Raw genomic sequence first — 25,958 nt, forward strand, 5'->3', positions numbered from 1 at the left:
TGTGCGTGCCGCTCATCGCAGCTCCGGCACCATCTCGATCGCCCCGCACGGGCATTCGGCAACGCACAGGCCGCAGCCCTTGCAGTAGTCGAGCTTGAATTCGAAGCCCTTGCCGGGGCCGAGCTTGATCACCGCGTTGTCGGGGCAGACGCCATAGCAGTTGTCGCACTCGAAGCAGTTGCCGCACGACAGGCAGCGGCGCGCCTCGAACAGCGCATTGCCTTCGTCGAGCCCGCCCTGCACCTCGTCGAAGCTCGACTGGCGGCGGATCAGGTCGAGCTGCGGGCGCACGGTCTTCGGTGCGTCGCTGTAGTACCAGGTGTTCAGCGTCTCGAAGCCAGCCGGCGGCGGCTTCGGCGCGGGCTTGAATTCGATGTAGCGCAGCCAGTCGTCGATGTGGCGCGCCGCCTTCTTGCCGTGACCGATGGCGACGGTGACGTTGCGCTCGGCGGGCACCATGTCGCCGCCGGCGAAGATGCCGGCGTGGCCGGTCATCATGCGTTGATCGACCTGCACCACGCCGTCCTCGATGCGAAGGCCGGGCACGCCATGCAGCAGCGACAGGTCGACGTCCTGGCCGAGCGCCAGCACCAGCGCATCGGCCGGCAGCGTCTCGAGCTCGCCGGTCGGCTGCGGGAAGCCGCTGGCATCGAGCACCATGCGCTCGACGGTGATGTCGTGGTCGCCGGCCTCGCGGATCGTCGACAGCCACTTGATCGTCACGCCTTCCTCGAGCGCCTCTTCGATCTCGAAGTCGTGCGCCGGCATCTTCTCGCGCGTGCGGCGGTAGACGATCACGGCTTCAGTCGCGCCGAGGCGGCGCGCGGTGCGCGCGACATCGATCGCGGTATTGCCGCCGCCGTAGACGACGACGCGCCGGCCGAGCAGCGGCGGTGCTTCGCCCTCCATCGAACGCAGCACGGCCACCGCATCGAGCACGCGCGCCGAATCGCCGGCCGGGATGAACGCGCGCTTGGCGATGTGCGCACCGACGGCGAGGAAGGCGGCATCGAAGCCGCCCTCGCGCATCGTGTCGATGATGTGCTCGACCTTGCGGCCGAGCTCGATGCGCACGCCGAGCGCGACGATGCGCTGCACCTCGGCATCGAGCACGTCGCGCGGCAGGCGGTACTTCGGAATGCCGAAGCGCATCATGCCGCCGGCGCGCGGGCCGGCCTCGTGGATCGTCACCGCGTGGCCGAGCCGCGCCAGGTGGTAGGCCGCCGAGAGCCCCGACGGCCCGGCACCGACGATCAGCACGCGCCGGCCGCTGGGCGCGGGCGGCGCATCGAAGGCCCAGCCGCGGCGGATCGCCTCGTCGCCGAGAAAACGCTCGACCGCGTTGATGCCCACCGGCGCGTCGAGCCGGCCGCGGTTGCAGCGGCTCTCGCAGCTGTGATAACAGACGCGGCCCATGACCGCCGGGAACGGGTTGTCGCGCACCAGCTGGCGCCAGGCGGCTTCGTAGCGGCCGGCTTCGGCCTCGTAGAGCCAGCCCTGGATGTCCTCGCCGGCGGGGCATTCCTGGTTGCACGGCGGCATGCGGTGCACATACACCGGCCGCTCGGTGCGCCACGAGCCGGTGTGATTGGCCAGCGAGGAGCCGACGTCCAGCGTGATGGCGAAGGGTTTGTGCCTGCTCATGCCGTGGCTCCTGCCGCGTCCACTTGCCGATAGCGCCGGATGTTGCGATCGGCCAGCGCCTGCAGCCGCTCGAGCGTCTCGGTGTCGGGCGCATCGCCGAACAGGTGGGCGAAGCGCTTCTGCGGCTTCAGGTAGTCCTGCACCGGCACCTGGCGCCGGATCTTCGAGCTGCCGGTCAGCTCGCCGCCGATGGCCTCGAACACCGGGAACAGCCCGCTCTCGTGGGCCAGCCGCGCGAGGCGGATGGTGTCGTGCGAGGCCGCGCCCCAGCCGAGCGGGCAGGGCACCAGCACGTGCAGGTAGCGCGCGCCGCGGATCGCCATCGCGGTGCGCACCTTGCGTTCCAGGTCGTGCAGCTCGGCGACCGTGGCGGTCGCGACATAGGGGATCTCGTGCGCCATCGCGATGCCCGGCAGGTACTTGCCCTGGCCGAACACGTTGCCCGGCCGCGCGCCGATGGCCGGCGTGGTCGCGGTGCGCGCGGCAGCCGGCGTGGCCGACGAGCGCTGCACGCCGGTGTTCATGTAGGCCTCGTTGTCATAACAGATGTAGAGCACGTCGTCGTTGCGCTCGAATAGGCCCGACAGGCAGCCGAAACCGATGTCGGTGGTGCCGCCGTCGCCACCCTGCGCGACCACGCGCACGTCGTCGCGCCCCTGCACGCGCAGCGCCGCGGCGATGCCGGTGCCCACCGCCGCGACGTTGCCGAACAGCGAGTGGATCCACGGGATCTGCCACGAGGTCTCGGGGTAGGGCGTCGAGAACACCTCGAGGCAGCCGGTGGCGTTGGCGGCGATCAGGCGGCCGCCGGTGGCGCGCATCGCGGCGTCGATGGCGTAGCGCGCGCCCAGCGCCTCGCCACAGCCCTGGCAGGCGCGGTGGCCGGAGTTCAGCGCATTGCTGCGCTGTTCCGATGCCTGGACCGTGCGCTGCTGCGGCGCGAGCAGGCGGTTGCCGACCGTGAAGGTGCCGGTCTGGTAGAACTTGATCGCGTCCATGGTTTTATCCGATGCGCGAGGCGACGGTGCCGATGTCGCGCAGCACGCCCTCGGCGATCGGGCCGGAGCGGCGCGTGGCGCGTTCGCGCGCCAGCACGCGCTCGACGAGCGGGTGGTCGAGGTCGAGGAAGGTCAGCGGCCCCAGCCGATCGGCCAGCGCATCGAGCAGCAACCGCCGCAGCGAGGCCTGCGTGATGGCGCGCCCGCCCAGGCCGGCCACCACCGCCAGCACCGGCAGCGGATGCTCGCGCAGCGCCATGCGCACGTCGCGCTCGACGATGCCGCCGATGCCGACCGCGAAGCACTTCTCGACCACCACGATGCGCCGCGCGCGGCCGAGCGCCGCCTGCAGCGCGGCGATCGGGAACGGGCGGAACGAGGTGATGCCGACGGCGCCGATGCGGTGGCCTTCGTCGCGCAGCGCATCGATCGTGTCCTTGATGGTGCCGAGCACCGAGCCGAGCGCGATCACCATGGTCTCGGCGTCGTCGCTGCGGTAGCGGCTGATCAGCCCGCCCGACACGCCGTCGACCCCGCGGCCGAAGCGGCAGCGGAAGTCATCGGCCACCTGCGGGATCAGGTCGAGTGCCTGCAGCTGCTTGGCATGCGCCAGGTAGCGCACCTCGGTGAAGGCCTCCGGCCCGACCATCGCGCCGATGCTCACCGGCTCGGCCGGGTCGAGCAGCTGGCGTGGTTCATAACGCGGCAGGAACGCGTCCACGGTGGCCTGATCTGGCAGGTCGATGCGCTCGACGGCATGCGTCAGGATGAAGCCGTCCATGCACACCATCACCGGCAGCGACAGCTCCTCGGCGATGCGGAAGGCCTGGATGTGCAGGTCGACCGCGTCCTGGTTCGATTCGGCGAAGAGCTGGATCCAGCCGGCGTCGCGCATCGCCATGCTGTCGCTGTGATCGTTCCAGATGTTGATCGGCGCGCCGATCGCGCGGTTGGCCACCGTCATGACGATCGGCAGCCCGAGGCCGGAGGCGTTGTAGACGGCCTCGGCCATGAACAGCAGCCCCTGGCTCGCGGTGGCGGTGTAGGCGCGCGCGCCGGCCGCCGAGGCGCCGATGGCCACGCTCATCGCGGCGAACTCGGATTCGACGTTGATGAACTCGCAGCGCTCGAGCGTGCCGTCCTTCACCAGCGCGCCCAGGCCCTCGACGATGTGCGTCTGCGGCGAGATCGGGTAGGCGCAGATCACCTCGGGGCGGCAGGCGGCCACCGCCTGCGCCACGGCAAACGAGCCTTCGCACTGTTCAAGCATCGGTGGCCTCCGCGGGCTGCCGCTGCTGCTGGCGGACCCATTGGTGGGCGGCGGTGGCGGCGGCGACGTTGCCGCGGGCCAGCGCGCCGCTGAAGCGCGCTTCGATCGCCGCCTGCACGTCTGCCAGTTGGATGAGGCCGCAGAGCGCCGCGAAGGCACCGAGCAGCGCGGCATTCGGCAGCGGGCGGCCGACGTGTTCGAGTGCCAGCTCGGTCGCCGGCACCGTCATCAGCCGTTCGGCCGGAAAGCCGGCCGCGAAGTCGCCGAGGCCCAGCGCCTCGAAGCTGCGCGCGCTGTTGATCAGGATCGCGCCGCCGCGATGCAGGCCGCTGAAGACATCGACCTGGTGCAGCAGCGTCGGGTCCTGGATGATCAGCGCGTCGGGCGCGACGATCGGCTCGCGCGAGCGGATCGGCGAGTCGGCGATGCGGCAGAAGGCCACCACCGGCGCGCCGGTGCGCTCGGAGCCGAAGCTCGGAAAGGCCTGCGCGTGCCGGCCGCCGACGAACGCGGCGACCGACAGCATCTCTGCCGCGGTGACCACGCCCTGGCCGCCGCGGCCGTGAATGCGTACCTGGAACATGCGGCCTCCGCGTCGCGTAGAGGGAGCCGATGCTCGGGCGAATGCGGTGGCGCCGGCTTGCGGATCGTCAAACCCGGCATCGCGCGGGTTGATGGGCATCAATCAGCCGGCCCGCCCAGCGCTGCACGATCACGCTCACGTCACCCACCCCGAGGAGCAGCGACATGAGCGACAAGGACCTGGAGCGCACCCAGTGCCTGGGCGTGATCGGCAGCATGCTGATCGCCGCGGTGATCGTGGCGCTCGCGCTGCCCGATGCGCCCGGCGACGCGCCGCCGAGCGCGCCGGCCGGCCCGGTGGTCCTGACATCGGCGGCGCGCTGAGCCGATCTCCCGAGCCCCAAGCCCGGGCTCCTGGTCATGGCGCGGTGCGCCGCCCCTGCTGGCGTTCCGCGCGCCGGCGCGCGGCCATCTCGCGCCCCATGTCGCACCGAGCGCGTTCACGCAGACGCTCGCGCGCCTGCGGATAGATCATCGATTCCTCGAGCGCGATGTGGTCGTGCAGAAGCGCGCTGAACACCGCCGCGCCGTCGCGCAGCACCTCGACATTGCACCAGGCCTGGCCGGCGGCGATCGCCGCGAGCTGCGGCTGCAGCTCCATCCAGTCCTCCTCCAGCCAGTCGTGATCCTGCGCCAGGCGCAGCACCGCCTGCACGGTGTCGGGGTCGCCCGCGGCGACCAGCGGCGGAAAGACGTGGCGCTCCTCGTCCTCGTGGTGGCGGCGCACGGTGGTGTCGAAGAAGTCGAACACTTCGCGCGCCAGGGCCTGCGCCTCCTCGTCCGGGCCGATGCCGGCGAGCCGCGTGATCAGCGCCGACAGCTTGCCCAGCGTGAACAGCATCTGGCGGTGGCAGGCGTCGAGCACGTCGAAGCCGTCGTCGGACACGACGGGCCGGGTGGCGGATACGGGCATGGCGGTCACGGTGGGTCTCCTCGGCTGGTGGCTTCAGCGTAGGCGAGCGTCGCGGGACGCGCCTTGACCGGGCGCAAGCTCGCCGCGGCCAGGGGCAGACCTGCCGGAAGCCGCTAGAAGCGGTACCGCTTGCCCACCGCGGTAGGAACGACAGCGTCGCCGAACGCACCCGCCAGCGCGTTCACCGCGCGCCAGCCGGTGCAGTGCCCGGCGGCAATGGTCTTCAGCTCGAAGGAACGCAACGCGGCCACGGTGTCGGGGATGACGCGCTCGTTGCCGCCGGACAGATGGAAGCCGCCGATCACGCCATGCAGCGCCCGCCCCGCGAAGCATTCGCGCGCATGCGTCATCACGTTGACGACGCCGGCGTGCGAGCAGGCGGTGAGAACGATGACGCCCTTGTCCTTCACGCTGATCGCCACGAAGCGCTCGTCGATCAGCAGGGGGTCGGGTTCCCAGTCCTGGCCGTCCTCGGTGCGTCGCATCTGCCCCGGCATCCCGGTCTCGAAGGGCGTGACGCGCGGGATCTCGCCGCTCAGGTAGAACAGGTCGTCCAGCAGCAGCTGCGGCTCGGTGGCGTGGATCACGCGCGCGCCTGCCTGCTCGAGCTGCGCGGCGCTCGGCACGTCGCCGAAGGGCCGCATGGAGCCGTCTGGCGCCTTCATGGCGCGCGTGCGGTACATGCCGGGATGCATGTAGGTGGGAATCGCACAGCCGCCGTTGCGCAGGGCGATCATTTCGAGCGCGCGCAGCATGGCGCCGGCATGGTCCCAGTGCCCGTGCGACAGCACCAGCGCCTCCACGCTGCCCATGTCGAAGCCCAGCCGCTCGACGTTGCGCTCGAACACCCAGTCGTCGGGGCCGGTGTCGAAGAGCAGCGTGCGGACCGTGTCGCCGCGCGTGGCCGTGATCGCGCACGACAGCCCGTGCGCCGCACAACACATGCACCGGCCCGACCACAACCGCAGTCCGCGCTTCCACAGCCGCGGCACCTCGTTGTCCACGTAGTCGGGCACGGAGGAGAGGTTGTCGGTCACGTTGTCGACCAGCACCAGGATCTCGACGTGGTCGGCTTCGGCGAGCTGGAGCATGGGAGGTCTCCCGACGGTGGTCCTCGGCCAAGTCTAGGCCTGTCGACAGGCCGTGCGCAGCTCGCCGGCTACGCTGCAACCCCGCGGCTGGCCAGCGCGCGCAGCTTGTCGGTGTCGAGCACATCGATGCGGTAGCCGTGGATGTCGATGATCACCTGCGTGCCGCCGGGTGTCCGGCTCATCGAGTCCAGCAGCCACGAGGCCAGGCGCTCGAGCACGTCCTTGGCGACGAGGTCGCGCGCCGCTTCGGTCGCTCGCCAGCGTGACCTCGTTGTCCGCCAGCACCTGCACGAGCTTGGGCAGCGCGGGCGAACCCGGAGGCACGTTGCGCGCGACGTTGCCGAACAAGCGCGCCGCGCCGCCCGCGTCGGCCGCGCCGAGGCTCAGCTCGAGCATGCGGCCGCCGCCCACGCCGAACCGGTAGCCGTGCACGGCGCCCGCCGGAACGATGCGAAGGATCGCCAGCTGACGGGGCGGCTGCGCGTCAGCGTGCCGCTGCACCTGGGCCGCCGCCTCGCCGCGCCGATCCTCGCGCGGCTGCTGGTCGAGCACCCGCGGCTCGACCTGGAGATCTCGTTCAGCGACCGTGTCGTCGATCTGCTCGAGGAGGGATTCGACCTCGGCGTGCGGCTGGGCCCGCTGCGCGACAGCAGCACGCTGGCGGCACGCTCGCTGGGACATTTCGAGTTCGTGCTGTGCGCTGCGCCGAAATACCTGCGGCGGCACGGCACACCGAAGACGGCAGACGACTTCGAGCGCCACGTCGGCATCGTCTATGCGCGCACCGGCCCTGAGTCGCCGTGGCTGGCGAGCGGCGCCGATGGCGTGGAACAGGTGCTGCGCGTGCAGCGCCGCCTGCGCATGGACGATCTCGATGCGATCGCCGACGCGGCACTGGCCGGCCGCGGCCTGGCGCGCCTGCCGCGCTGGCTGGCTGCCGCCCATGTGCGCGCGGGCGCGCTGCGCTGGGTCTGGGAGGGGCGCCATGCACAGCGCGTCGACGTGCACGCCATCTGGCCCCACACGCCGTTCCTGCCGATGAAGACGCGGGTGGCCATCGACCGCCTGGCCGCCGACATTCCCGAGGCATTGCGCACGGGACTCGACGGACACGCTTGAGCGTTTGCCAGCGGGGCATGCAAGCCGGCGAACAGGCGAACGACGCGGGGTCGATCACCACCTCGTCAAGCCTTCAGCGCCCTTGCGCACCGGCCTGGATGAAATCGGTCATCGCGTCGAACGGCAGCGGGCGGCAGACCAGGAAGCCCTGCATCTGGTCGCAGCGCAGCAGGCGCAGCAGCTTGGCCTGCTCGGGCGTCTCGACGCCCTCGGCCACCGACTTCATGCGCAGCGAATGCGCCAGCGAGATAACGGTCGAGATCAGCGACATGTGATTCGGGTCGTCGAGCATCGTCGAGACGAACGCGCGGTCGATCTTGACGATCTGCGCCGGCAGCCGCGCCAGGTAGGCCAGCGACGAGTAGCCGGTGCCGAAATCGTCGATCGCCAGCTCGATGCCCAGCTCGTTCAGCGCCTGCAGCTTGCCGATGTTGGCCTGCACGTCCTCCATGATGACGCTTTCCGTCAGCTCGAAGTCGATGCCGTGCGGGTGCTCGCCCGCATCGAGGGCCCGCTCCACGCGCGCCAGGAAATCCGGCTCGCGCAGCTGCACGGCCGAGACGTTGACGGCAATTCGCGGCGCGGCGAGCTGCATGTCGCGCCAGGCGGCATGGTCGGCCACCGCCTGGCGCAGCACCCAGGCCCCGACCTCGACGATCAGGCCGGTCTGCTCCAGCAAGGGGATGAAGCGGTCCGGCGCCACCAGGCCGCGCTCCGGACTGTTCCAGCGGATCAGCGCCTCGACACCGAGAAGGCGGCGCGTCTCGAGGTCGACCTTCGGCTGGTAGTGCAGCACGAACTCGCCGCGCTCCAGCGCGCGGCGCAACTGCTCCTCGAGCGCCAGCTCGCCGGCCACGCTCTCGGCCATCCGGGCGTCGAAGAACACCACCCGCTCGGCGCCGCGCTTGGCCTTGCGCACCGCGGCCTCGGCATGGCGCAACAGCGTTTCCGCGTCCTCGCCATCGCCGGGATACAGCGCGATGCCGACACGGGCGGCGACGCGCAACTCGTGGCCCGCGATGACCTGCGGCGGTTCGAACCAGCGCCGGTACTGCTCGGCCAGCTGGCGGCCCACGAGTGCCGCATCGCGCACGTCGTGCAGCAACAGTGCAAAGTGATCGGCGTCCAGGCGCGCCAGCCGTGCGCGGGCATCGAGCCCTTCACTCATCCGCGCCGCCACCTGCTTGAGCAGCGCATCCCCGCCATGGCGGCCGAGCGAGTGGTTGAAGGTCCTGAACCGCTCCAGGTCCACCAGCGCCAGCGCCAGCAACTGCCCTTCGGCGGCGGCCGCCGCGATGCCCTGCGCCAGGTGCTGGTTCAGCAGGCTGGCGTTGGCCAGGCCGGTGAGCGCGTCGTAGTAGGCCAGGTGGTCGAGTCGCTCGGCCTTGTGCAGGTGGTCGAAGGCGAAGGCGATGTCATCGGCCAGCTCGCCCAGCAGCGCGGTCTCCTGGTCGTCGAAGGTGTCGAGCTCCTGCGAGCACAGCGTCAGCACGCCGATCGACCGGCCGTCGACGAGCAGCGGGAAGCAGGCCTGCGAGCGCAGGCCGAGGCCGAGCAGCGCGTCGCGCACGGGCGCGTCCAGCGTGGCATCAGCGGGGATGTCGTTGGAGAGCACCGGCCGCATCAGCCGCATCGCGCGGTTGGCCGGCCGGTCCCGGGTCGGCGCATCGGCGTGCACGCTCAGCCGCACCGTGACCGCGAAATCGTCGTCGGCGCCGTGCCAGGCCACGATCCGCCCTTGCCCGGTGGCCGCGTCGACGGTGCCGATCCAGGCCAGCTTGTACTCGCCGACCTCCACTGCGATGCGGCAGGCCTCGCGGAACAGCTCGTCGCGGCTGCGCACGCGCACGATCAGCGCGTTGATGCCGCTGAGCACGGCGTGCACGCGGTTCAGGTGCGCGATCCGCTGCTCGACCAGCTTCTGCCCGGTCACGTCCTGCAGCGTGCTGAACCAGCGGCCGGGCCGATCGAGGTCGCCCAGCGGCTCGATCTCCTGGTGCACGTGGATCCAGCGGGTGTCGCGGCAAAGGCGATAGTCGACCTGGACCTTCACGCCCTGCGCCGCGGCCCGGATGCACGTGGCGCGGAACAGCGCCTGGTCGTCGGGATGCACCCGCGCCAGCCAGGCCCGCGTGGTGGGCGGCAGGTCGACCGGCGTCACCCCGGCCAGCACCGGCAGCGAGTCGGACCAGCTCTCGAACGAGCCGTCCGGCCGGGTGATCACGTGTGCCAGGTGCGCCACCGCCTGCGCGTGTGCCAGGCCGGCGGCGCGCTCCTGCAGCTCGGCGGCCAGGCGCACCCGCTCGGTGATGTCCTCGGCGATGCCGGCGATGCGGTAGACCTTGCCCGCGGCGTCGCGGATCGGAAAGCCGCGGGTGCCGATCCAGCGCACGCCGCCATCCGGGCGCACGATGCGGTACTCGTAGTCGAACGGCGCAGCGGCATCGGCCTGCTGCTGCAGACTCTGCACGCGCGCGCGGTCATCGGGGTGGATGGTGCCGACATCGTGCTGCGGCGCGCAGCGCAGGCTGGCGGTGCTGCGGCCCCACACCTGCGCGTAAGCCGGGCTGACGTACAGCAGCTGCGACGGCTCGGCGCCGGTCAGGAAGAACACCTCGCGGATGTTCTCGGCCAGCTGGCGGAAGCGCAGCTCGCTCTCGTGCAGCTTCTCCGCCGCGGCACGTCGTTCGGCTATCTCGGCTCGCAATCGGTCGGTGTTGACCTGCAGCTGGCGGTACAGACTGCCGCTTTCGTAGATGCGCCCGGCCTGCGCCGCATGGATGCCCAGCAGACGCTCGTCGTCCGCGTCGAAGCTGTCGGCCCCGAGCTTGTCGATCAGCAGGATCCAGCCGTGCACCCGCGTCAGCGAGCCCACCGGCACGATCAGCGCCGAGTGCACCGGCGGGTAGGCGCCCGACAGCCCCGCCGCCGCCGGGTCGCCGCCGGGGTTGAAGATGCGCCGCGCCACGCGCTCCTCCATCACCCGGCGCGGCAGCCCGACGTCGACCTGCAGTTGCTTGACCGGCGCGGCCTCCGAATCGGCCATGCCCGACGTGGTGACGCGGGTCAGCACGGCATGCGCCATGTCCTTGACGCCGAGCACGGCGTAGCGCGCGCCGATCAGCGTGCGCGCCCCGCGGCAGACCTTCTCGAGCAAGGCGTCGGGGTCGCTTTCGGAGGCCAGCTGCAGGTTCAGCTCGGTCAGCGCGGCCAGCCGCAGGTTGGCGCGCTCGAGCTGGTCGGCCTTCTGCGTCAGCTGATCGGACGTCTGCGCCAGTTGGTCCGACTTCTGCACCAGCTTGTCGGCCAGCAGCTGGCGGTGCTGCCGCTCGAAGCCCGCGGCGTCGGCCACCGGTGCGGGCGGCCCGGCGTGGGCCAGCGCGCGATCGATCACCGCCAGCGCGTGTTCCGCCTCGCACGGCTTCAGCAGCACCTGCGAGACGCCGCAGCTCAGGGCCAGGTTGCGCGCTTCCTGCTCGAGGAAGGTGGCGGTGTAGAACACCACCTCGGTGGCGGCGATCGCGCTGTCGGCGCGCAGCTGGCGCACGAACTCGTAGCCGTCCATGTTGGGCATCAGCACGTCGCAGATCACCAGGTCGGGGTGGCTGCCGCGCACCGCGTCGAGCGCCTCGACGCCGTCGGCGGCTTCGACCGATTCGTGCCCGCGATGCCGCAGCAGGTCGACGATCAGTTCGCGATTCGGCGCATGGTCGTCGACGACCAGGACCTTCGCCATGATCAGTCCCCGGGCAACAGCAACGAAAAGACGCTGCCGCCGCCGCTTTCGCTGCTGAACTCGATGCGCCCGCCGAGCAGGCCCGCGAGCTTCTGGCTCAGGTGCAGGCCGAGCCCGGTGCCCTCGGGCATGCCTGCGCCGGCCTTGCCGACGCGTGCGAATGCGCCGAACAGCTTGCCCTGCTCGCTGGCCGGGATGCCGATGCCGCTGTCCTCGACGCGGATCTCGGTGCTGCCCGACGGCTCGCCGGCCGCGCGCAGCAGCCGCACGCGAACCGTGCCGTGCGGCGTGAACTTGATCGCGTTGCCGGCCAGGTTCAGCACGATCTGCTGCAGCGCCCGGCGGTCCGTGTGCAGCACGGCTTCGTCCGGCAGCTCGACGCTCAGCGTGAGCCCCTTGGCCTCGGCCTGCGGCCGCAGCGATGCGACGATGTCGCCGATCAGTGCCGCGCAATCGATCGCCTCGCGGCTCAGCTCGACCTTGCCGGCCTCGATCTTCGCCACGTCGAGCAGGTCGTTGATCAGTGCCAGCAGGTGGCGCGCGCTCGAACGCACGGTGTTGAGCTGGCGCTGCTGTTCGTCGTTCAACGGCCCCGGCAGCTGCATCAGCAGCGTGCCGGTGAAACCGATGATGGCGTTGAGCGGCGTGCGCAGCTCGTGGCTCATGCTGGCCAGGAAGCGGTCCTTGGCCTGGTTCGCGGCCGCCAGCTCGACATTCTTCTCCTGCAGCGCGAGCTCGAAGCGCTTGCGCTCGCTGATGTCGCGGATCGCGCTCAGCACGAACGCGCTCTCCTCGGTGCGCAACGGGCTCAGGCTGATCTCGATCGGAAACTCGCTGCCGTCCTTGCGCAGGCCGGCCAAGTCCAGCCCGGAGCCCATCGCGCGCTTGCGCGGCTGCAGGAAATAACTCGAGCGGTGGCCGACATGGGCGCGCCGGAAACGCTCGGGCAGCAGCGAGTCGACTGAGCGGCCGCGCAGCTCGCCGGCGTCATAACCGAACAGGCGCTCGGCCTGCGTGTTGGCGATGACGATGTGGCCGCTCGGATTGGCCATGACGATGCCGTCGGGCGTCGATTCCAGCAGGTCGCGGAAGCGCGCCTCCATCAGCTTGGCGTCGCGCCGCACCTTCAGGTGGGTGACGTCCTTCTCGGCCGACAGCACCAGCGGCGCGCCGCCGGTGCCCTGCAGCAGGCGCGTCGACACGTCGACGTAGAGCAGCGAACCGTCCTTGCGGCGGCGCATCGCCTCGTAGGTGGTCGCGCCCTTGGCCTGCGTCTCCTGCAGCCGCGCGGCGTGTTCCTCCTGCTGGTCGGCCGGCACCAGCAGCGCGGCGAAGTCCTGGCCGCAGGCATCGTCGTCGGCGTAGCCGAAGATCTCCGCCGCGCCGCGGCTCCAGTGCTCGACGCGCCCCTGCAGCGTCGACAGCACCAGCGCGTCGGGCGATTCGCTTGCCAGCAGCAGGGATGCATCCACGGCCATCGTCGGCCCCTCCCGGAACGCCTTTCCGGCCCATTAGAGCAGGCATTCGCCGCGCGCGGACGCGAAATCGCTACCGCTCGCGACGCGCGTCAGGCCGGCGCCAGCGCGGGCTCGCCTTCGATGATCCGCTGCGCGAGCTCGGCCGCCGGCATGGGCCGGCCGCACAGGTAGCCCTGCATCTGGTCGCAGCGCAACAGGTGAAGCAGCCGGGCCTGCTCCTCGGTTTCCACGCCCTCGGCCACGACCTTCAGCCGCAGCGAGTGGGCCAGCGTGATCATCGTCGAGACCAGCGTCATGCTGTTCGGGTCGTCGACCATCGAGTGCACGAAGCCGCGGTCGATCTTCAGCACCTGCACCGGCAGCTTGGCCAGGTAGGCGAGCGACGAATAGCCGGTGCCGAAGTCGTCGATCGCGAGGTCGATGCCGAGCCTGCGCAGCGCGTGCAGCTTGGCGATCGTGCTGCCGATGTCGGCCATCAGCAGGCTCTCGGTGATCTCGACATCGATGCCGTGCGCCGTTCCGCCGGGCTGCAGCACGGTTTCGACCGTGCTGACGAAATCGGCGCGGGCCAGTTGCACCGCCGAGACGTTGACGGCGATGCGCGGCGCCGCATGGCCGGCATCGCGCCAGGCCCGGTGCTGGCGCGCGGCGGCGTCGAGCACCCACAGCCCGACGTCGGCGATCAGCCCGGTTTCTTCGAGCAGCGGGATGAAGGTGCCGGGCGCCACCAACCCGCGCTCGGGACTGTTCCAGCGCAGCAGCGCCTCGACCGCGACGATGCGGCGGCTGCGCAGGTCGATCTTCGGCTGGTAGAACAGCACGAACTCGTCGTTGGCCAGCGCGCGCCGCAGCTCGCTCTCGAGCGCCAGGCGCTGCGCGACCGCCTCGGTCATGCGCGGGTTGTAGAACAGCATGTGCTCGGACTCCGCCTTGGCCTTCTTCAGCGCCGCCTCGGCGTTGCGGTAGAGGGTTTCGACGTCGCTGCCGTCGTCGGGATAGACCGCGATGCCGATGCGCGCCGATGCGCTCAGCTCGCAACTGCCCAGCATGAACGGCACGCCGAAGCAGTGCTCGGCACCGCGGCGGAACTGCCGCGCGACGTCGCTCTCGGCACCCAGGCCGGGCATCGTCACGGCAAAGACGTCGCCGCCGATGCGCGCCACGTGTCCCGCATCGCCGGTGCACTCCACCAGCCGGCCGGCCGTCTGCTGCAGCAGCGCATCGCCGGCCTGCCGGCCCTGCGTTTCATTGACGTAGCGGAAACGATCCAGGTCCAGCAGCCCGAAGGCCACGCGCTCGTTGGCCTGAGCCGCCTCGGCGATGTGCTGCCGCAGGCGCTCGCGCAGCAGGCTGCTGTTGGCCAGGCCGGTCAGCGGGTCGAAGTGCGCCAGCCGGTGCAGTTGCTCCTCCTTCTGCAGGTGGTCGACCGCGAACGCGACGTCGCCCGCCAGCTCGTTCAGCAGCCGCAGCTCGGCGGCGTCGAACACCCCGGCATCCTCGGCCAGCAGCGAGAGCACGGCATCGACGCGGCCGTCGACGATGATCGGCAAGCAGGCCAGCGCGCGGTAGCCGGCCTGCAGCAGGCTGTCGCGCAGCGTGACACGTGCGCCGAAGTCCGCATGCAGGTCGTTGCAGATCAGCGGCACCGCGGCCAGCGCGGCGGCGCGCACCGGGTGGCCGTCGTCGGGCGCGCCGTCGAGGGCCGGCAGCGCGAACGCCGCCAGCGGCGCGGCTTCGCTGCCGTGCCAGGCCGCGATGCTGGCCGCGCCGCTACCGGGCGCGATGGCCGCGATCCAGGCCAGCTTGAACGCCCCGGCCTCGACGGCGATGCGGCAGGCCTCGCGGAACAGCTCGTCGCGGCTGCGCACCCGCACGATCAGCGTGTTGATGCCGCTCAGCACGGCGTAGACCCGGTTCAGCCGCGCGATGCGGCGCTCGGCGCGGCGCTGCTCGGTCACGTCCTGCAGCGTGCTGAACCAGCGGCCCGCCGCGGCGTCGCCCTCGGCGACGATCGGCTCCATCGACTGGCGAACGTGGATCGGCGTGTCGTCACTCGGGTGGCGCACGCGGTACTCCAGGTCGGCGGCACGGCCGTCGCGCGCGGCGGCGCGGCAGCCCTCGCGGAAGTGCTCGCGGTCGCGCGGGTCCACCAGTGCCAGCCAGTCCTGCGTGCTGCGCGGCAGGCCGTCGGCGTGCGTGCCGACCAGCGCGGGCAGGGTCTCGGACCAGCGCTCGAACGAGCCGTCCGGCCGCGTGATCACGTGGCCCAGGTGGGCCATCTTCTGCGCCCGCAGCAGCGCCACCTCGCGCTCGTGCACGGCCTGCTGCAGCGCCACGCGCTCGCCGATGTCGCGCGCGATCTGCGAGATGCCGGTCACGCGGCCTTCGGCATCGCGGATCGGCGAGATCGTCAGCGCCACGTGCACCATGCTGCCGTCGCGGCGCAGGCGCTGGGTCTCGAGGCCGTCGATCGATTCGCCGCGCTGCAGCGCGGCGAGGATGCGCTGCTCCTCGGCCAGCCGCTCGGGCGGCAGCAGCATCGTCATCGGCTGCCCGATCGCCTCGGCGGCGGCATGGCCGAACAGGCGCTGCGCGCCGGCGTTCCAGCTGGTGATGATGCCGTCCAGCGTCTTGCCGATGATCGCGTCGCTGGAGGACTGCACGATCGCCGCCAGCTCCGAACGCGCCCGGTCGCTGCGCTCGCGTTCGGTGACGTCGCGCACGATGGCGGTGAAGAGGGTCTCGCCGGCGGCCTCGAAGCGCGACAGCGACACCTCGATCGGGAATTCCTCGCCGTTCGCGCGCAGGCCCTTGATCGGGCGCAGCGCACCCATGCGGCGGTTGGTGGTGCCCGCGCGGCCGTACTCGGCGGCGTGGTCGTGGTGCGCATGGCGCCAGGCCTGCGGGATCAGCCGGTCGAGCGGGCCACCGCAGACCGCTGCGGCGGCATGGCCGAACATGCGCTCGGCGGCCGGGTTGAAGACCACGATGCGCAGGGCGCCGTCCACCGTGACCACCGCGTCCATCGCCGAGTCGATCAGGCCCGCCAGCCGGGCCTGGCTGGCCTGCAGCTGGTTCGTCCGCTGCCGGGTTTCCTCGGCGGCGATCTGCAGCTGCGCCGCATGGCCCTGCACCAGGTCGTACAGCTGCACGTTCTCGTAGGCCACCGCGAACTGCGCCGCCATCGCGCTGGCGACGCGGCTGTCGTCGGCGTCGAAAGCGCTGCCGTCGAGCTTGTCGCCGAAGCACAGCCAGCCATGCAGCTGCGTTCCGCCGCGGATCGCCAGGCCGAGCAGCTCGCTGCTGCCGCCCAGGGCCTGCGGCCAGGCGGCGCCGGCGGTGCCGGCGCTCAGCGTCTGCGGTTCGGCGGCGTCGAGCAAGGCACCGGGCCAGCTGCCACGCTCGAGCGCGCCGGCACGCAGCGCCTGGGCATCGGCACCTTCGGCCAGCAGCTGGGCGACGCGCTGCTCGGTCGGGTCGAGCAGGCAGATCGCCACCGTCCGGGCACCCAGGATGCGCAGCGCGGCGCGCAGGAACAGCGCCACCATCTCCGCCGGGCTGCGCTCGGCCATCAGGCGCAGGCCCAGCTCCTCCAGTGCGGTCAGACGCGCGGTGATGCTTTGCAGGTGGCCCAGGTTGCGCTCGAAGCGCAGCGACAGCTCGGTCATGCGGCCGCGGTCCTGCGCCAGCGCCTGGCCATGGCCGATGATGCGCTCGATCATGCGGCGCGCCACGTCCAGGTCGTCGAGGTAGAGGCCGATCTTGTCGCCGATGCGGTGCAGCTCGTGCAGCTCGACCGAGCCATGCACCAGGTCGCCCGGCGGCAGCGCGACGGGCAACGCGTCGAGGCCCAGCTCATGGTTCACGGCAGCGAGGATCGCCTGCGGCTCCGAAGGCTTGGGCAGCACGGTGCCGACACCGCAGCGCGCGGCCATCGCGCGGGCCTGCGGCTCCGCGTAGGTGGCGCTGTAGAAGATCACCCGGGTGGCGGCCAGCTCGGCATCGGCGCGCAACGCCTTGACGAACTCGAAGCCGTCCATCCCCGGCATCAGGATGTCGGTGATCACCAGGTCGGGCCGCTCGGCGCGCACCGCCGCGAGCGCCTGCGCGCCGTCGGCGGCTTCGAGCAGGCGGTGCCGGGCGTAGCCCAGCAGCGTCAGCAGGAACTGGCGGTTGGTCGGGCGGTCGTCGACGACGAGGATGGTGCTCATGAATGCCTCGGTTCGGAGGGCGGCAGCAGCGCTGCCAGCTCGCGCAGCAGCGCCTGGGGCTCGATCGGGCGCAGCAGGAAGCGCGCGGCACCCTTGTCGAGGGCCTCGCGTTCATCCTTGTCGCCGTAGACCGACGAGGTGATGAAGACAAACGGAATCGTCGCCAGCGCCGGGTCGGCCTTGACCGACTCGAGCAGGGACATGCCGTCCTGGCCCGGCATGTGCATGTCCGACAGGATCAGGTCGGGCCGCTGCGCCCGCGCCGCCTGCAGGCCCGCGGCCACGCTGTCGGCCAGCGTCACCTGGTAGCCGAAGGGGCGCAGCGTGCACTCGATGAGGTTGCGGTTGGTCGCCGAATCGTCGATCACCAGCACCACCGCCCGCCGGCCCGGGGAGGGGTGGGGCGGCGCTGGCGATGGCGCTTCGACCGCGGTGTTCTCGTGCGGTGCGAGGCCGAGAAAGGTCTCCACCTGCCCGACGAAACGCTCCGGCTCGATCGGCTTGCTGAGGTAGTCGTCGAACCCGGCCGCCAGCACCTTGGCGCGGTCGCCCAGCATCGCCAGCGCCGTCACCGCGACGCAGCGCACGCGCGCGAGCGCCGGATCGGCGCGCAGGCGTTGCAGCACGCCGAAGCCGTCGAGCCGCGGCATGTGGATGTCGCACAGCACCAGGTCCGGCCGCTCGCGCTGCGCCAGCAGCAGCCCTTCCTCGCCGCTCTGGGCGGCCAGCGGCTCGTGCCCGAAGGCGCGCAGCAGGTAGACCATCAGGTCGAGGTTCTCGGGGTTGTCTTCGATGACCAGGATGCGGGCCATGGCGTCCTCAGGCGGGGATGCGCAGCGTGAAGCAGCTGCCGCGGCCGAACTCGCTGTGCAGCGTGATGCGCCCGCCGATCAGCTGCGCCAGCTTCTGCGACAGGTGCAGGCCGAGGCCGGTGCCTTCGTGGCGGCGCATCGAGCCCGAGTCGAGCTGGCTGAAGGCCTGGAACAGCCTGTCGGCGTCCTCGGGCTTGATGCCGATGCCGGTATCGGTGATGCGCACCTCGGTGCACGCCTGGGCGCCATCGCCGATCTGCAGCAGCTCGACCGTGACGCCGCCGGTCTCGGTGAACTTGATCGCGTTGCCGATCAGGTTGATCGCGATCTGCGACAGCGTGCGCCGGTCGGTGCGCAGCGACAGCGGCTGCGCCGGCAGGCGCAGCTCGAAGACCAGGCCCTTCTGCTGTGCCAGCGGGCGCAGCGTGGCGGCCACTTCGTCCAGCACCTCGGCCCACACCACCGGCTCGAGCTTCAGCTCGACCTTGCCGGACTCGATCTTGGTCAGGTCCAGCAGGTCGTTGATCAGCGACAGCAGGTGGCGCGCGCTGCCCTGCACGGTGCGCAGCTGCTTGTCCTGGTCGGCGTTCAGCGGCCCGGCCAGCTTCATCAGCAGCGTGCCGGTGAAGCCGATGATCGCGTTCAGCGGCGTGCGCAGCTCGTGCGACATGCTCGACAGGAAGCGGTCCTTCGACTGGCTGGCGCTCTCGAGCTCGAGGTTCTTCTCCTGCAGCGTCAGCTCGAAGCGCTTGCGCTCGGTGATGTCGCGCGCCGCGGCGAACACGCCCTGCAGCTTGCCCTCGCGGTCGTAGAAGGTGGTGGCGTTGTACGACACCACGGTCTCGGTGCCGCCCTTGGCGCGCGCGGTCAGCTCGTAGTTGGTGACCTTGCTCTCGCGCAGCACCAGCTTGATGCCTTCCTCGGCGAGGCCGGGGTCGGTGAAGTAGTCCTTGAACGGCGTGCCGATCAGCTCCTCGCGGGTGCAGCCGGTCAGCGCCTCCATCTGCTGGTTGACGTCGCTGATCACGCCCACCGGGTCGGTGGTCATCAGCGCGTCGACGTTCGATTCGATCAGCGAGCGGGAATAGAACTGCTGGTCGCGCAGCTGCTGCTCGAGCGCCTTCTGGTCGGTGATGTCGCGCGCCGCGGCCAGGATGCCCAGCGGCGCGCTGGCGGCGTCGGTGAACACGCCGGCGTTGAAGCTCACCGCGATGCGCCGCCCCTGGCGCGTGATCAGCACCAGCTCGTAGCCGAGCACGCGGCTGTCGCGCATCGTCTGCTCGACGCCGGCGCCGGCCTGGGCGGGGGCGGTGAAGTACTCGGCGAAGCGCGAGTTCACCAGGTGCTTGCGCGAATAGCCGGTGAGCCGCGTCGCGGCCTCGTTGACGTCGGTGATCACGCCGTCGGGCGCGATCGCGAAGAGGGCATCGGCCGAGGCCTCGATCAGCGAGCGGTTGTAGGCCTGCTGCTCGTTGAGCTGGTTCTGCAGCCGCGCCTGGTCGGAGATGTCGCGCGCGCTGGCGAAGATGCCCTGCAGCATGCCGTCGGCGGCGCGGAACACCGAGGCGTTGAACGACACCGTGGCCTTGCGCCCGCCCTTGTGGCGCAGCGTCAGCTCGTAGTTGGTGACGATGCCGTCGGCCAGCGTGCGCTTGACGCCCAGGTCGGCGCGCTCGGCCTCGGTGAAGTACTTCTTGAACTGCGAGCCGATCAGCTCGCCGCGCGCGAAGCCGCTCATGCGGCACATCTGCTCGTTGACGTCGGTGATGAAGCCCTCGGGGTCCACCGTCACCAGCCCGTCGACCGAGGACTCGATCAAGCCGCGCAGGTAGGTCTGCTGCTCGCGCATCTGCTCCTCGAGCCGCACGCGGTCGGTGACGTCGCGCGCGCTGGCGAAGATGCCGCGCACCTGGCCGGCCTCGTCCTTGAACACCGAGGCGTTGAACGACACCTGCAAGAGGCGCCGCGAGCGCGCGATCAGCGTCAGCGCGTACTCGGTGACGACGCCCTTGTCGAAGGTCTGCGCCACGCCGTCGCGCGCACGCAGCGGCTCGGTGAAGTAGTCGGTGAACGGCGTGCCGACCAGTTCGCCGCGCGCGTAGCCGGTCATCTGGCACATGCGGTCGTTGACGTCGCTGATCGTGCCCGACGGGTCCACCGTGACCAGGCCGTCGACCGAGGCCTCGATCAACCCGCGGTTGTAGGCCTGCGACTGGCGCAGCTGCTCCTCGAGCTTCTTCTGCTCGGTGATGTCGCGCGCCGCGGCGAACACGCCCTGCAGCTTGCCCTGCGCATCGTTGAAGGTGACGGCGTTGTACGAGACCACCGTCTCGCGCCCGTCCTTGGCCCGCGCGGTGAGCTCGTAGTTGGTGACGCGGCCCTCGCGCAGCACGCGCTTGATGCCTTCCTCGGCGCGCTTCGAATCGGTGAAGTAGTCCTTGAACGCGGTGCCGATCAGCTCGGCGCGCGAACGGCCGGTGAGCGCCTCCATCTGCTCGTTGACGTCGCTGATGATGCCCAGCGAGTCGGTCGTCATCAGCGCGTCGATGTTCGATTCGATCAGCGAGCGGGTGTAGAACTGCGACGACTGCAGCTGCATCTCCAGCTGCTGCTGCGCGGTGATGTCGCGCGCGCTGGCGAAGATGCCGCGCACCTTGCCGGCCACGTCCTTGAACACCGCGGCGTTGAACGACACCGGCACCTGGCGGCCGTCGGCGGCCTGCAGCGTCAGCACGTAGTTGGTCACCGCACCTTCGCGGAAGGTCAGGCGCACGCCGTTCTCGGCCCGCTCGCGCTCGGTGAAGTAGGCGGCGAACGGCGAGCCGATCAGCTGGTCGCGCTTGCGCCCGGCCATGCGGCACATCGTGTCGTTGACGTCGGTGACGATCATCGCCTCGTCCACCGTCACCAGGCCGTCGACCGAGGCTTCGATCAGGCCGCGGTTGTAGGCGCGTTCCTCGGCCAGCTGGTCCTGCAGCCGGCTCTGCTCGGTGATGTCGCGGGCGCTGGCGAAGATGCCGCGCACGGTGCCGGCCTGGTCCTTGAAGATCGCGGCATTGAACGACACCAGCTGCTCGCGCCCGTCCTGGCTGCGCAGCACCAGCTGGTAGTTGGTGACGGCGCCCTTGTCGAAGGTCAGCCGCACGCCGTCGGCGGCCTGGCGCGCATCGGTGAAGTACTGCGGGAACGGCGAGCCGACCAGCTCGGCGCGGCTGTAGCCGGCCATGCGGCACATGGTCTCGTTGACGTCGGTGATCACCAGCATCGGGTCGACGGTGATCAGCCCGTCGAGCGAAGCCTCGATCAGGCCGCGGTTGTAGGTGCGCTCGTCGCCGAGCTGGCTCTGCAGCCGCGCCTGCTCGGTGATGTCGCGGGCGCTGGCGAAGATGCCGCCGACCTCGCCGGCCTCGTTGCGGAACACCGAGGCGTTGAACGAGACGGCCAGCTGCGCGCCGCTGCGCATCGCCAGCGTCAGCACGTAGTCGGTGACGACACCCTTGTCGAAGGTCTCGCGCACCCCGGCGAGCGCACGCTCGGCGTCGACGAAATAGTCGACGAAGGGGGTGCCGATCAGCTCCTCGCGCGCATAGCCGCTCATCTGGCACATGCGGGCGTTGACGTCGCTGATGGTGCCCGACGGATCGACCGTGATCAGCCCGTCGACCGAGGCCTCGATCAGCCCGCGGTTGTACGACTGCGATTCGCGCAGCTGCTCTTCCAGCTGCTTCTGCTCGGTGATGTCGCGCGCGGCGGCGAACACGCCCTGCAGCTTGCCCTCGGCGTCCTTGAAGGTCGAGGCGTTGTACGACACCAGCGTGCGGCGGCCGTCCTTGGCGCGCGCGGTGAGCTCGTAGTTGGTGACCTTGCCTTCGCGCAGCACCAGCTTGATGCCTTCCTCGGCGCGCTGCGGGTCGGTGAAGCAGCCCTTGAACGGCGTGCCGATCAGCTCCTCGCGGGTGCGACCGGTGAGTGCCTCCATCTGCTGGTTGACGTCGGTGATCACGCCGACGGAGTCGGTGGTCATCAGCGCGTCGATGTTCGATTCGATCAGCGAGCGGGTGTAGAACTGCGTCGCCTTGAGCTGCTCGGTGAGGCGGATCTCGTCGGAGATGTCCTTCGAGATCAGCAGGTAGCCCACCGCCTTGCCGGCGGCGTCGCGCCGCGGCGTGATGACCACGCGGGCAATGAAGCGCTCGCCGTTCTTGCGCAGCCGGCCGATCGTGCCTTCCCACTTGCCGGCGCCGAGCGCCACGTCGAGGATCTGGCGCGGCTGGTTCGCCGCCACGTCCTCGGGCAGGTGCAGGATGTTCGAGTTGGCCTTGCCGACGACCTCCTCGGGCTCGTAGCCGTAGAGGCGCCGCGCGCCCTCGTTCCACAGCAGGATCTTGCCGTCGAGGTCCTTGCCGATCACCGAGTACTCGGTCGACGACTCGAGGATGTTGCCGATGAAGTCGAGCGCTTCCTGCGCGTTGCCGACGATCGCGTTGTCGAACAGCTTGGTGCGGTGCGGGGCTTCGTTGCCGCGCAGCTCGTGTGAGGGCCTGTCGGACATGGTTGCTCCCTGACCGGGACGGTTGCCCGGCATCGAATGATGCGCCTGTGAAGTCATGCGAGGGCGGCGCTGTGCGGCGGCAGCAGGTCGAGGGCCATGTAGTCGGACGACAGCTGCGCCTGGTCGCGGCCGGCCTGCTTGACGCGGTAGAGCGCCCGGTCGGCGGCCTGCAGCATCGCCGTGACGCTGCGCCGCGACGTCGTCATCGAGGCCACGCCGATCGACAGCGTGACCGGCGGCAGCGCGCTGCCTTCCTGCACGATCTGCAGCTCGCGCATGCGCGAGCGAAGGCGGTCGGCGCAGTCGCGCGCCGCCACCGGCGTGGTGCCCGGCATCAGCACGACGAACTCGTCGCCGCCGTAGCGGCACACCGTGTCCTCCTCGCGGAAAGCGGCCCGCAGGTGCGTGCTGACGGCGCGCAGCATCGCGTCGCCGGCGGCATGGCCGAAGCGGTCGTTGCACTGCTTGAAGTGATCGATGTCGATCAGCAGGAGGCTGAGGCTTCGCTCGTGGCGCACCGCCTGCGCGATCTCGCGCTGCAGCACCTCGTCCAGGCAGCGCCGGTTGTACAGGCCGGTCAGGCCGTCGCGCAGCGATTCCTCGCGCAGGCGGCGGTTGGCCGCGTCGAGCGCCTGCTGGGCCTGCTGGCGCTCGCGAACCTCGCGCTGCAATTCGCGCGTGCGGTCCTCGACGCGACGCTCGAGCTCGCCCTGCAGGCGCTCCAGCTCGGCGATCTTCTGGTGCAGCTTGTCGCCGACGACGCCGAGCTGTTCGTCCGTCACCGGCGTGCCGGCCGGGGACACCTCGCGCGGCCGGGTCTCGCGCAGCGCCTGCTCGACGACGTCGAGCACCAGCTCCGGCTCGCACGGCTTGGCCAGCAGCCGCCACACGCCGCAGTGCCGCACCAGGGCCCGCGCCTCCTTCTCGTCGTATGCGGCCGAGCACAGGATGACCTGGGTCTCGCGCAGCTGCGGGTAGTCGGCCAGGCGCCGCGCCAGCGAGTAGCCGTCGAGGCGCGGCATCACGATGTCGGCGATGACGAGCTTCGGCCGTTCGCGGCGGGCGATCTCGAGCGCCTCGACACCGTCGCCGGCTTCCAGCAGCCGGTGGCCGCGGCCGCGCAGCAGCGTGATCAGGAATTCCCGGTTGGCCGGCAGGTCGTCGACGATGAGGATGGTGTGCATGATGGCCTTGCGGTCGGGTGTTGGCGTCAGCGGCGGCCGGCGTGGCTGCAACGTTTGCAAGGAGTTTCGAAGGCGAGCGGACGCGCGAGCTGATCTGCATCAAGTCAGGCTGTAGGGAGATATCGCCGGTTCGCGCGGCGTGCAGTGGTTCACGAACGGCCGACTGCGCGCGCCGCTGGGCTCGGGACACGCATCGGCGCGCTGCGCCGCGCTTGCGCCCGGTCAACCCCGCGCCCCCGGTTCCCCGGCACGCTGGCGCCACGGTGGCCGTCCGCGCCGTTCGAGCGGGCGACAGGGCTGCGGCCAGGAGCGACAGCGGTGGCACACGGACTCGGCGATTGGAAGCGGTGGGTCCTGTGGGGTGCGGGGCTGGCCCTGGTCATCGCGCTGCTCGCCGGCGTGCTGCGCCAGGCCGCGCAGGAGCAGCTCGAGCGCGACACGCGGCACTCGGCGCTGAACTGGGCGCACCTGGCCGGATCGACGGTGCCCGACCTGGAGGCGTTGTTCGAAGGCCGCGGCGTCAGTCCCGGTGCGCGCCAGCAGCTCGAACGGCTGCGCCACGCGTCGCAGGTGTTCCGCTTCAAGCTGTTCGATCGCCGGGGCATCCTGCTGCTGGTGTCCGACGAGCTCGATCGCGACGCCGCCAGCGGCGGCCCAGCGGCGGCAGGGCCCAGGCCGGACGCCTACTCGGCGCCGGCGGCTGCGCTGGCCGGCAGCAGCCTGATCGTCTTGAAGCGCGAGCAGCGGCCGGATCGGCCCGCGGTGTACAGCGAAGCCTACGTGCCGCTGCTGCGCGACGGCCGCGTGCTCGGCATCGTCGAGGTCTACGTCGATCAGGTGGCGCAGGCGGCCAGCATCGAGCGGGCCTTCGCGCGCGTGGCCGGCGCGGTGGCCGCGCTGCTGTCGCTGCTGGTGGCGCTGGCCGGGTGGCAGCTCTGGTGCCGCGGCCGGCAGCAGCGTGCGGCCGAGGCACGCATGCGTTATCTGGCACATCACGACGTGCTGAGCGGCGTGATGAACCGCACCAGCTTTCACGAGGCCCTGCGCCAGGCCAGCTGGCGCCATGGCGAGGGCGGGCCCGGCTTCGCGCTGCTGTGCATCGACCTCGATCACTTCAAGGACGTCAACGACTCGCTCGGCCACGCCGCCGGCGACGAGGTGCTGCGCCAGGCCGCGCAGCGCCTGGGCGATGCGGTGCGCCACGGCGACCACGTGGCCCGGCTGGGCGGCGACGAGTTCGCGGTGCTGCAGACGGGGGTGGCCGGCGCGGCCGACGTCACGACGCTGGCCGAGCGCATCGTGCAGGCGCTGGCCGCGCCCTACGAGGCCGGCGGCGCGCAGGTGCACTGCAGCGGCAGTGTCGGCGCGGCGATCCATGGGGTCGACGCCACCGGGCTGAAGGACCTGCTGCACAAGGCCGACCTGGCGCTGTACCGCGCCAAGTCCACCGGCCGCAGCACGTTCAGCTTCTACGACGCGACGATGGACGAGCAGCTGCAGGACCGGCGCATGCTGACGCGCGAGCTGCGCGACGCCATCGCCGGCAACCAGTTGACGCTGGCCTACCAGCCGCTGCATGCGGCCAACGGCCTGACCTTGACCGGCTACGAGGCGCTGCTGCGCTGGCAGCACCCGAGCCGCGGCGCCGTGGGGCCGGCCGAGTTCATTCCGCTGGCCGAGGACAGCGGGCTGATCGACGCGCTCGGGCGCTGGGTGCTGCGGCGCGCGTGCGCCGACGCCGCCGGCTGGCCCGAGCCGCTGAGCGTGGCGGTGAACCTGTCGGCCGCGCAGTTCGGCCGCGGCGAGCTGGTGGCGGTGGTCAGCGCCGCGCTCGCCGATGCCGGCCTGGCGCCTCATCGGCTGGAGCTGGAGATCACCGAGTCGCTGCTGATGAGCAACACCGAGCAGACCCTGGGCACGCTGCAGGTGCTGTCGGCGATGGGCATCGCCATCGCGATGGACGACTTCGGCACCGGCTATTCGAGCCTGGCCTACCTGTGGCGCTTTCCGTTCGACAAGGTCAAGATCGACCGCGCTTTCACGCAGAACCTCGGCAGTGATCCGAAGGTGAGCCTGATCGTGCACTCGATCATTTCGCTGGCGCATTCGCTGAACATCCGCGTCAACGCCGAAGGCGTGGAAACGCCGGCCCAGATGGCCGCGCTGCAGGCCCACGGCTGCGACGAGCTGCAGGGTTTCCTGCTCGGACACCCGCGCCCGCTGGCGGCACTCGCGCCCCGGCCCGCGGTCTTGCCGCCGCGGCAGGCGCCACGGCGCGGTGCCGCCGGGCATTCGATCTGGGACACGCCGCCGACCGTGCCGCTGCCGCCGGCGGTCCGGCCCACGCGCCCGGCACCGCTGGGCTGAT

At 71.0% G+C, this 25,958-nt stretch carries 16 protein-coding genes; 3 read left to right on the forward strand and 13 right to left on the reverse strand.

The annotated features are described in order from the left end of the window. Window positions 1–12 precede the first annotated feature (12 nt). Genes HLB44_RS29205 through HLB44_RS29220 form a run of 4 tightly spaced genes read right to left on the reverse strand, consistent with a single transcriptional unit; the run spans window position 13 to window position 4,495 of the window. A complete protein-coding gene (locus HLB44_RS29205) occupies window positions 13–1,644 on the reverse strand; it encodes an NAD(P)-binding protein (RefSeq protein ID WP_173131562.1) in 1,632 nt (543 codons plus the stop codon). After that, window positions 1,641–2,642, reverse strand: coding sequence for a thiamine pyrophosphate-dependent enzyme (locus HLB44_RS29210; RefSeq protein ID WP_173131564.1), 1,002 nt, complete (start codon window positions 2,640–2,642; stop codon window positions 1,641–1,643). The genes HLB44_RS29205 and HLB44_RS29210 overlap by 4 nt, the downstream gene beginning before the upstream one ends. A gap of 4 nt (window positions 2,643–2,646) precedes the next feature. Beyond that, window positions 2,647–3,912 carry a pyruvate ferredoxin oxidoreductase gene (gene porA / locus HLB44_RS29215; RefSeq protein WP_173131567.1) on the reverse strand — a complete coding sequence of 422 codons (1,266 nt, stop codon included), beginning with the start codon at window positions 3,910–3,912 and terminating at the stop codon, window positions 2,647–2,649. Then, a complete protein-coding gene (locus tag HLB44_RS29220) occupies window positions 3,905–4,495 on the reverse strand; it encodes a 2-oxoacid:acceptor oxidoreductase family protein (protein WP_173131570.1) in 591 nt (196 codons plus the stop codon). The genes porA and HLB44_RS29220 overlap by 8 nt, the downstream gene beginning before the upstream one ends. Before the next feature lie 164 nt (window positions 4,496–4,659). Between HLB44_RS29220 and HLB44_RS29225 the strand changes: the two genes are divergently transcribed. Next, window positions 4,660–4,818, forward strand: coding sequence for a hypothetical protein (locus HLB44_RS29225; protein WP_173131573.1), 159 nt, complete (start codon window positions 4,660–4,662; stop codon window positions 4,816–4,818). Between the two features lie 34 nt (window positions 4,819–4,852). Here the strand turns inward: HLB44_RS29225 and HLB44_RS29230 are convergent, their stop codons facing one another. The 3 genes from HLB44_RS29230 to HLB44_RS29240 all read right to left on the reverse strand — a co-directional run bounded on the left by HLB44_RS29230 (window position 4,853) and on the right by HLB44_RS29240 (window position 6,716). Then, on the reverse strand, window positions 4,853–5,407 hold the full coding sequence (locus tag HLB44_RS29230; protein WP_173131921.1) for a hemerythrin domain-containing protein: 555 nt from the start codon (window positions 5,405–5,407) through the stop codon (window positions 4,853–4,855). Window positions 5,408–5,520: 113 nt separating this feature from the next. After that, window positions 5,521–6,498, reverse strand: a complete 978-nt coding sequence (locus tag HLB44_RS29235) for an MBL fold metallo-hydrolase (protein WP_173131576.1) — start codon at window positions 6,496–6,498, stop codon at window positions 5,521–5,523. A 68-nt stretch (window positions 6,499–6,566) separates the two neighbouring features. Then, window positions 6,567–6,716 (reverse strand): hypothetical protein, encoded by a 150-nt coding sequence (locus HLB44_RS29240; RefSeq protein WP_173131579.1) that lies wholly within the window; start codon window positions 6,714–6,716, stop codon window positions 6,567–6,569. Window positions 6,717–6,720: 4 nt separating this feature from the next. Here HLB44_RS29240 and HLB44_RS29245 point away from each other — a divergent pair, with 4 nt between their 5' ends. Further along, complete coding sequence (locus tag HLB44_RS29245; protein ID WP_173131582.1) at window positions 6,721–7,617, forward strand: LysR substrate-binding domain-containing protein; 897 nt, start codon at window positions 6,721–6,723, stop codon at window positions 7,615–7,617. 73 nt (window positions 7,618–7,690) lie between these two features. On the opposite strand, the gene HLB44_RS29250 is transcribed toward HLB44_RS29245, so the two are convergent. The 6 genes from HLB44_RS29250 to HLB44_RS29305 form a co-directional block, all read right to left on the reverse strand. Beyond that, window positions 7,691–11,353: an EAL domain-containing protein gene (locus tag HLB44_RS29250; protein WP_173131585.1), complete on the reverse strand. Its 3,663-nt coding sequence runs from the start codon at window positions 11,351–11,353 to the stop codon at window positions 7,691–7,693. A 2-nt stretch (window positions 11,354–11,355) separates the two neighbouring features. Then, window positions 11,356–12,831, reverse strand: coding sequence for a PAS domain-containing sensor histidine kinase (locus HLB44_RS29255; protein ID WP_173131588.1), 1,476 nt, complete (start codon window positions 12,829–12,831; stop codon window positions 11,356–11,358). Window positions 12,832–12,920: 89 nt separating this feature from the next. Continuing rightward, window positions 12,921–17,042 carry an EAL domain-containing protein gene (locus HLB44_RS29260; protein WP_173131591.1) on the reverse strand — a complete coding sequence of 1,374 codons (4,122 nt, stop codon included), beginning with the start codon at window positions 17,040–17,042 and terminating at the stop codon, window positions 12,921–12,923. Then, the gene (locus tag HLB44_RS29265; protein WP_173131594.1) at window positions 17,039–17,854 is read right to left on the reverse strand and encodes a response regulator; all 816 of its coding nucleotides are present in this window, start codon (window positions 17,852–17,854) and stop codon (window positions 17,039–17,041) included. The genes HLB44_RS29260 and HLB44_RS29265 overlap by 4 nt, the downstream gene beginning before the upstream one ends. 7 nt (window positions 17,855–17,861) lie before the next feature. Next, the gene (locus HLB44_RS36835; RefSeq protein ID WP_217283845.1) at window positions 17,862–22,406 is read right to left on the reverse strand and encodes a PAS domain S-box protein; all 4,545 of its coding nucleotides are present in this window, start codon (window positions 22,404–22,406) and stop codon (window positions 17,862–17,864) included. A gap of 53 nt (window positions 22,407–22,459) precedes the next feature. Continuing rightward, the gene (locus tag HLB44_RS29305) at window positions 22,460–23,590 is read right to left on the reverse strand and encodes a GGDEF domain-containing response regulator (RefSeq protein WP_173131597.1); all 1,131 of its coding nucleotides are present in this window, start codon (window positions 23,588–23,590) and stop codon (window positions 22,460–22,462) included. 318 nt (window positions 23,591–23,908) lie between these two features. On the opposite strand from HLB44_RS29305, the gene HLB44_RS29310 reads away from it, so the two are divergent. Continuing rightward, window positions 23,909–25,957, forward strand: a complete 2,049-nt coding sequence (locus HLB44_RS29310) for a putative bifunctional diguanylate cyclase/phosphodiesterase (protein WP_343051619.1) — start codon at window positions 23,909–23,911, stop codon at window positions 25,955–25,957. Window position 25,958: the final 1 nt, after the last annotated feature.

Source organism: Pseudaquabacterium terrae (assembly GCF_013266755.1).
GTDB classification, from domain to species: Bacteria; Pseudomonadota; Gammaproteobacteria; order Burkholderiales; family Burkholderiaceae_C; genus Pseudaquabacterium; species Pseudaquabacterium terrae.

Excerpts from the sequence above, each read along its gene's own strand:
- porA (WP_173131567.1), bottom strand. The coding sequence starts at position 3,912 with ATGCTTGAACAGTGCGAAGGCTCGTTTGCCGTGGCGCAGGCGGTGGCC.
- HLB44_RS29255 (WP_173131588.1), bottom strand. The coding sequence starts at position 12,831 with ATGGCCGTGGATGCATCCCTGCTGCTGGCAAGCGAATCGCCCGACGCG.
- HLB44_RS36835 (WP_217283845.1), bottom strand. The coding sequence starts at position 22,406 with ATGTCCGACAGGCCCTCACACGAGCTGCGCGGCAACGAAGCCCCGCAC.
- HLB44_RS29205 (WP_173131562.1), bottom strand. The coding sequence starts at position 1,644 with ATGAGCAGGCACAAACCCTTCGCCATCACGCTGGACGTCGGCTCCTCG.
- HLB44_RS29305 (WP_173131597.1), bottom strand. The coding sequence starts at position 23,590 with ATGCACACCATCCTCATCGTCGACGACCTGCCGGCCAACCGGGAATTC.
- HLB44_RS29225 (WP_173131573.1), top strand. The coding sequence starts at position 4,660 with ATGAGCGACAAGGACCTGGAGCGCACCCAGTGCCTGGGCGTGATCGGC.
- HLB44_RS29230 (WP_173131921.1), bottom strand. The coding sequence starts at position 5,407 with ATGCCCGTATCCGCCACCCGGCCCGTCGTGTCCGACGACGGCTTCGAC.
- HLB44_RS29250 (WP_173131585.1), bottom strand. The coding sequence starts at position 11,353 with ATGGCGAAGGTCCTGGTCGTCGACGACCATGCGCCGAATCGCGAACTG.
- HLB44_RS29210 (WP_173131564.1), bottom strand. The coding sequence starts at position 2,642 with ATGGACGCGATCAAGTTCTACCAGACCGGCACCTTCACGGTCGGCAAC.
- HLB44_RS29220 (WP_173131570.1), bottom strand. The coding sequence starts at position 4,495 with ATGTTCCAGGTACGCATTCACGGCCGCGGCGGCCAGGGCGTGGTCACC.
- HLB44_RS29235 (WP_173131576.1), bottom strand. The coding sequence starts at position 6,498 with ATGCTCCAGCTCGCCGAAGCCGACCACGTCGAGATCCTGGTGCTGGTC.
- HLB44_RS29260 (WP_173131591.1), bottom strand. The coding sequence starts at position 17,042 with ATGAGCACCATCCTCGTCGTCGACGACCGCCCGACCAACCGCCAGTTC.
- HLB44_RS29265 (WP_173131594.1), bottom strand. The coding sequence starts at position 17,854 with ATGGCCCGCATCCTGGTCATCGAAGACAACCCCGAGAACCTCGACCTG.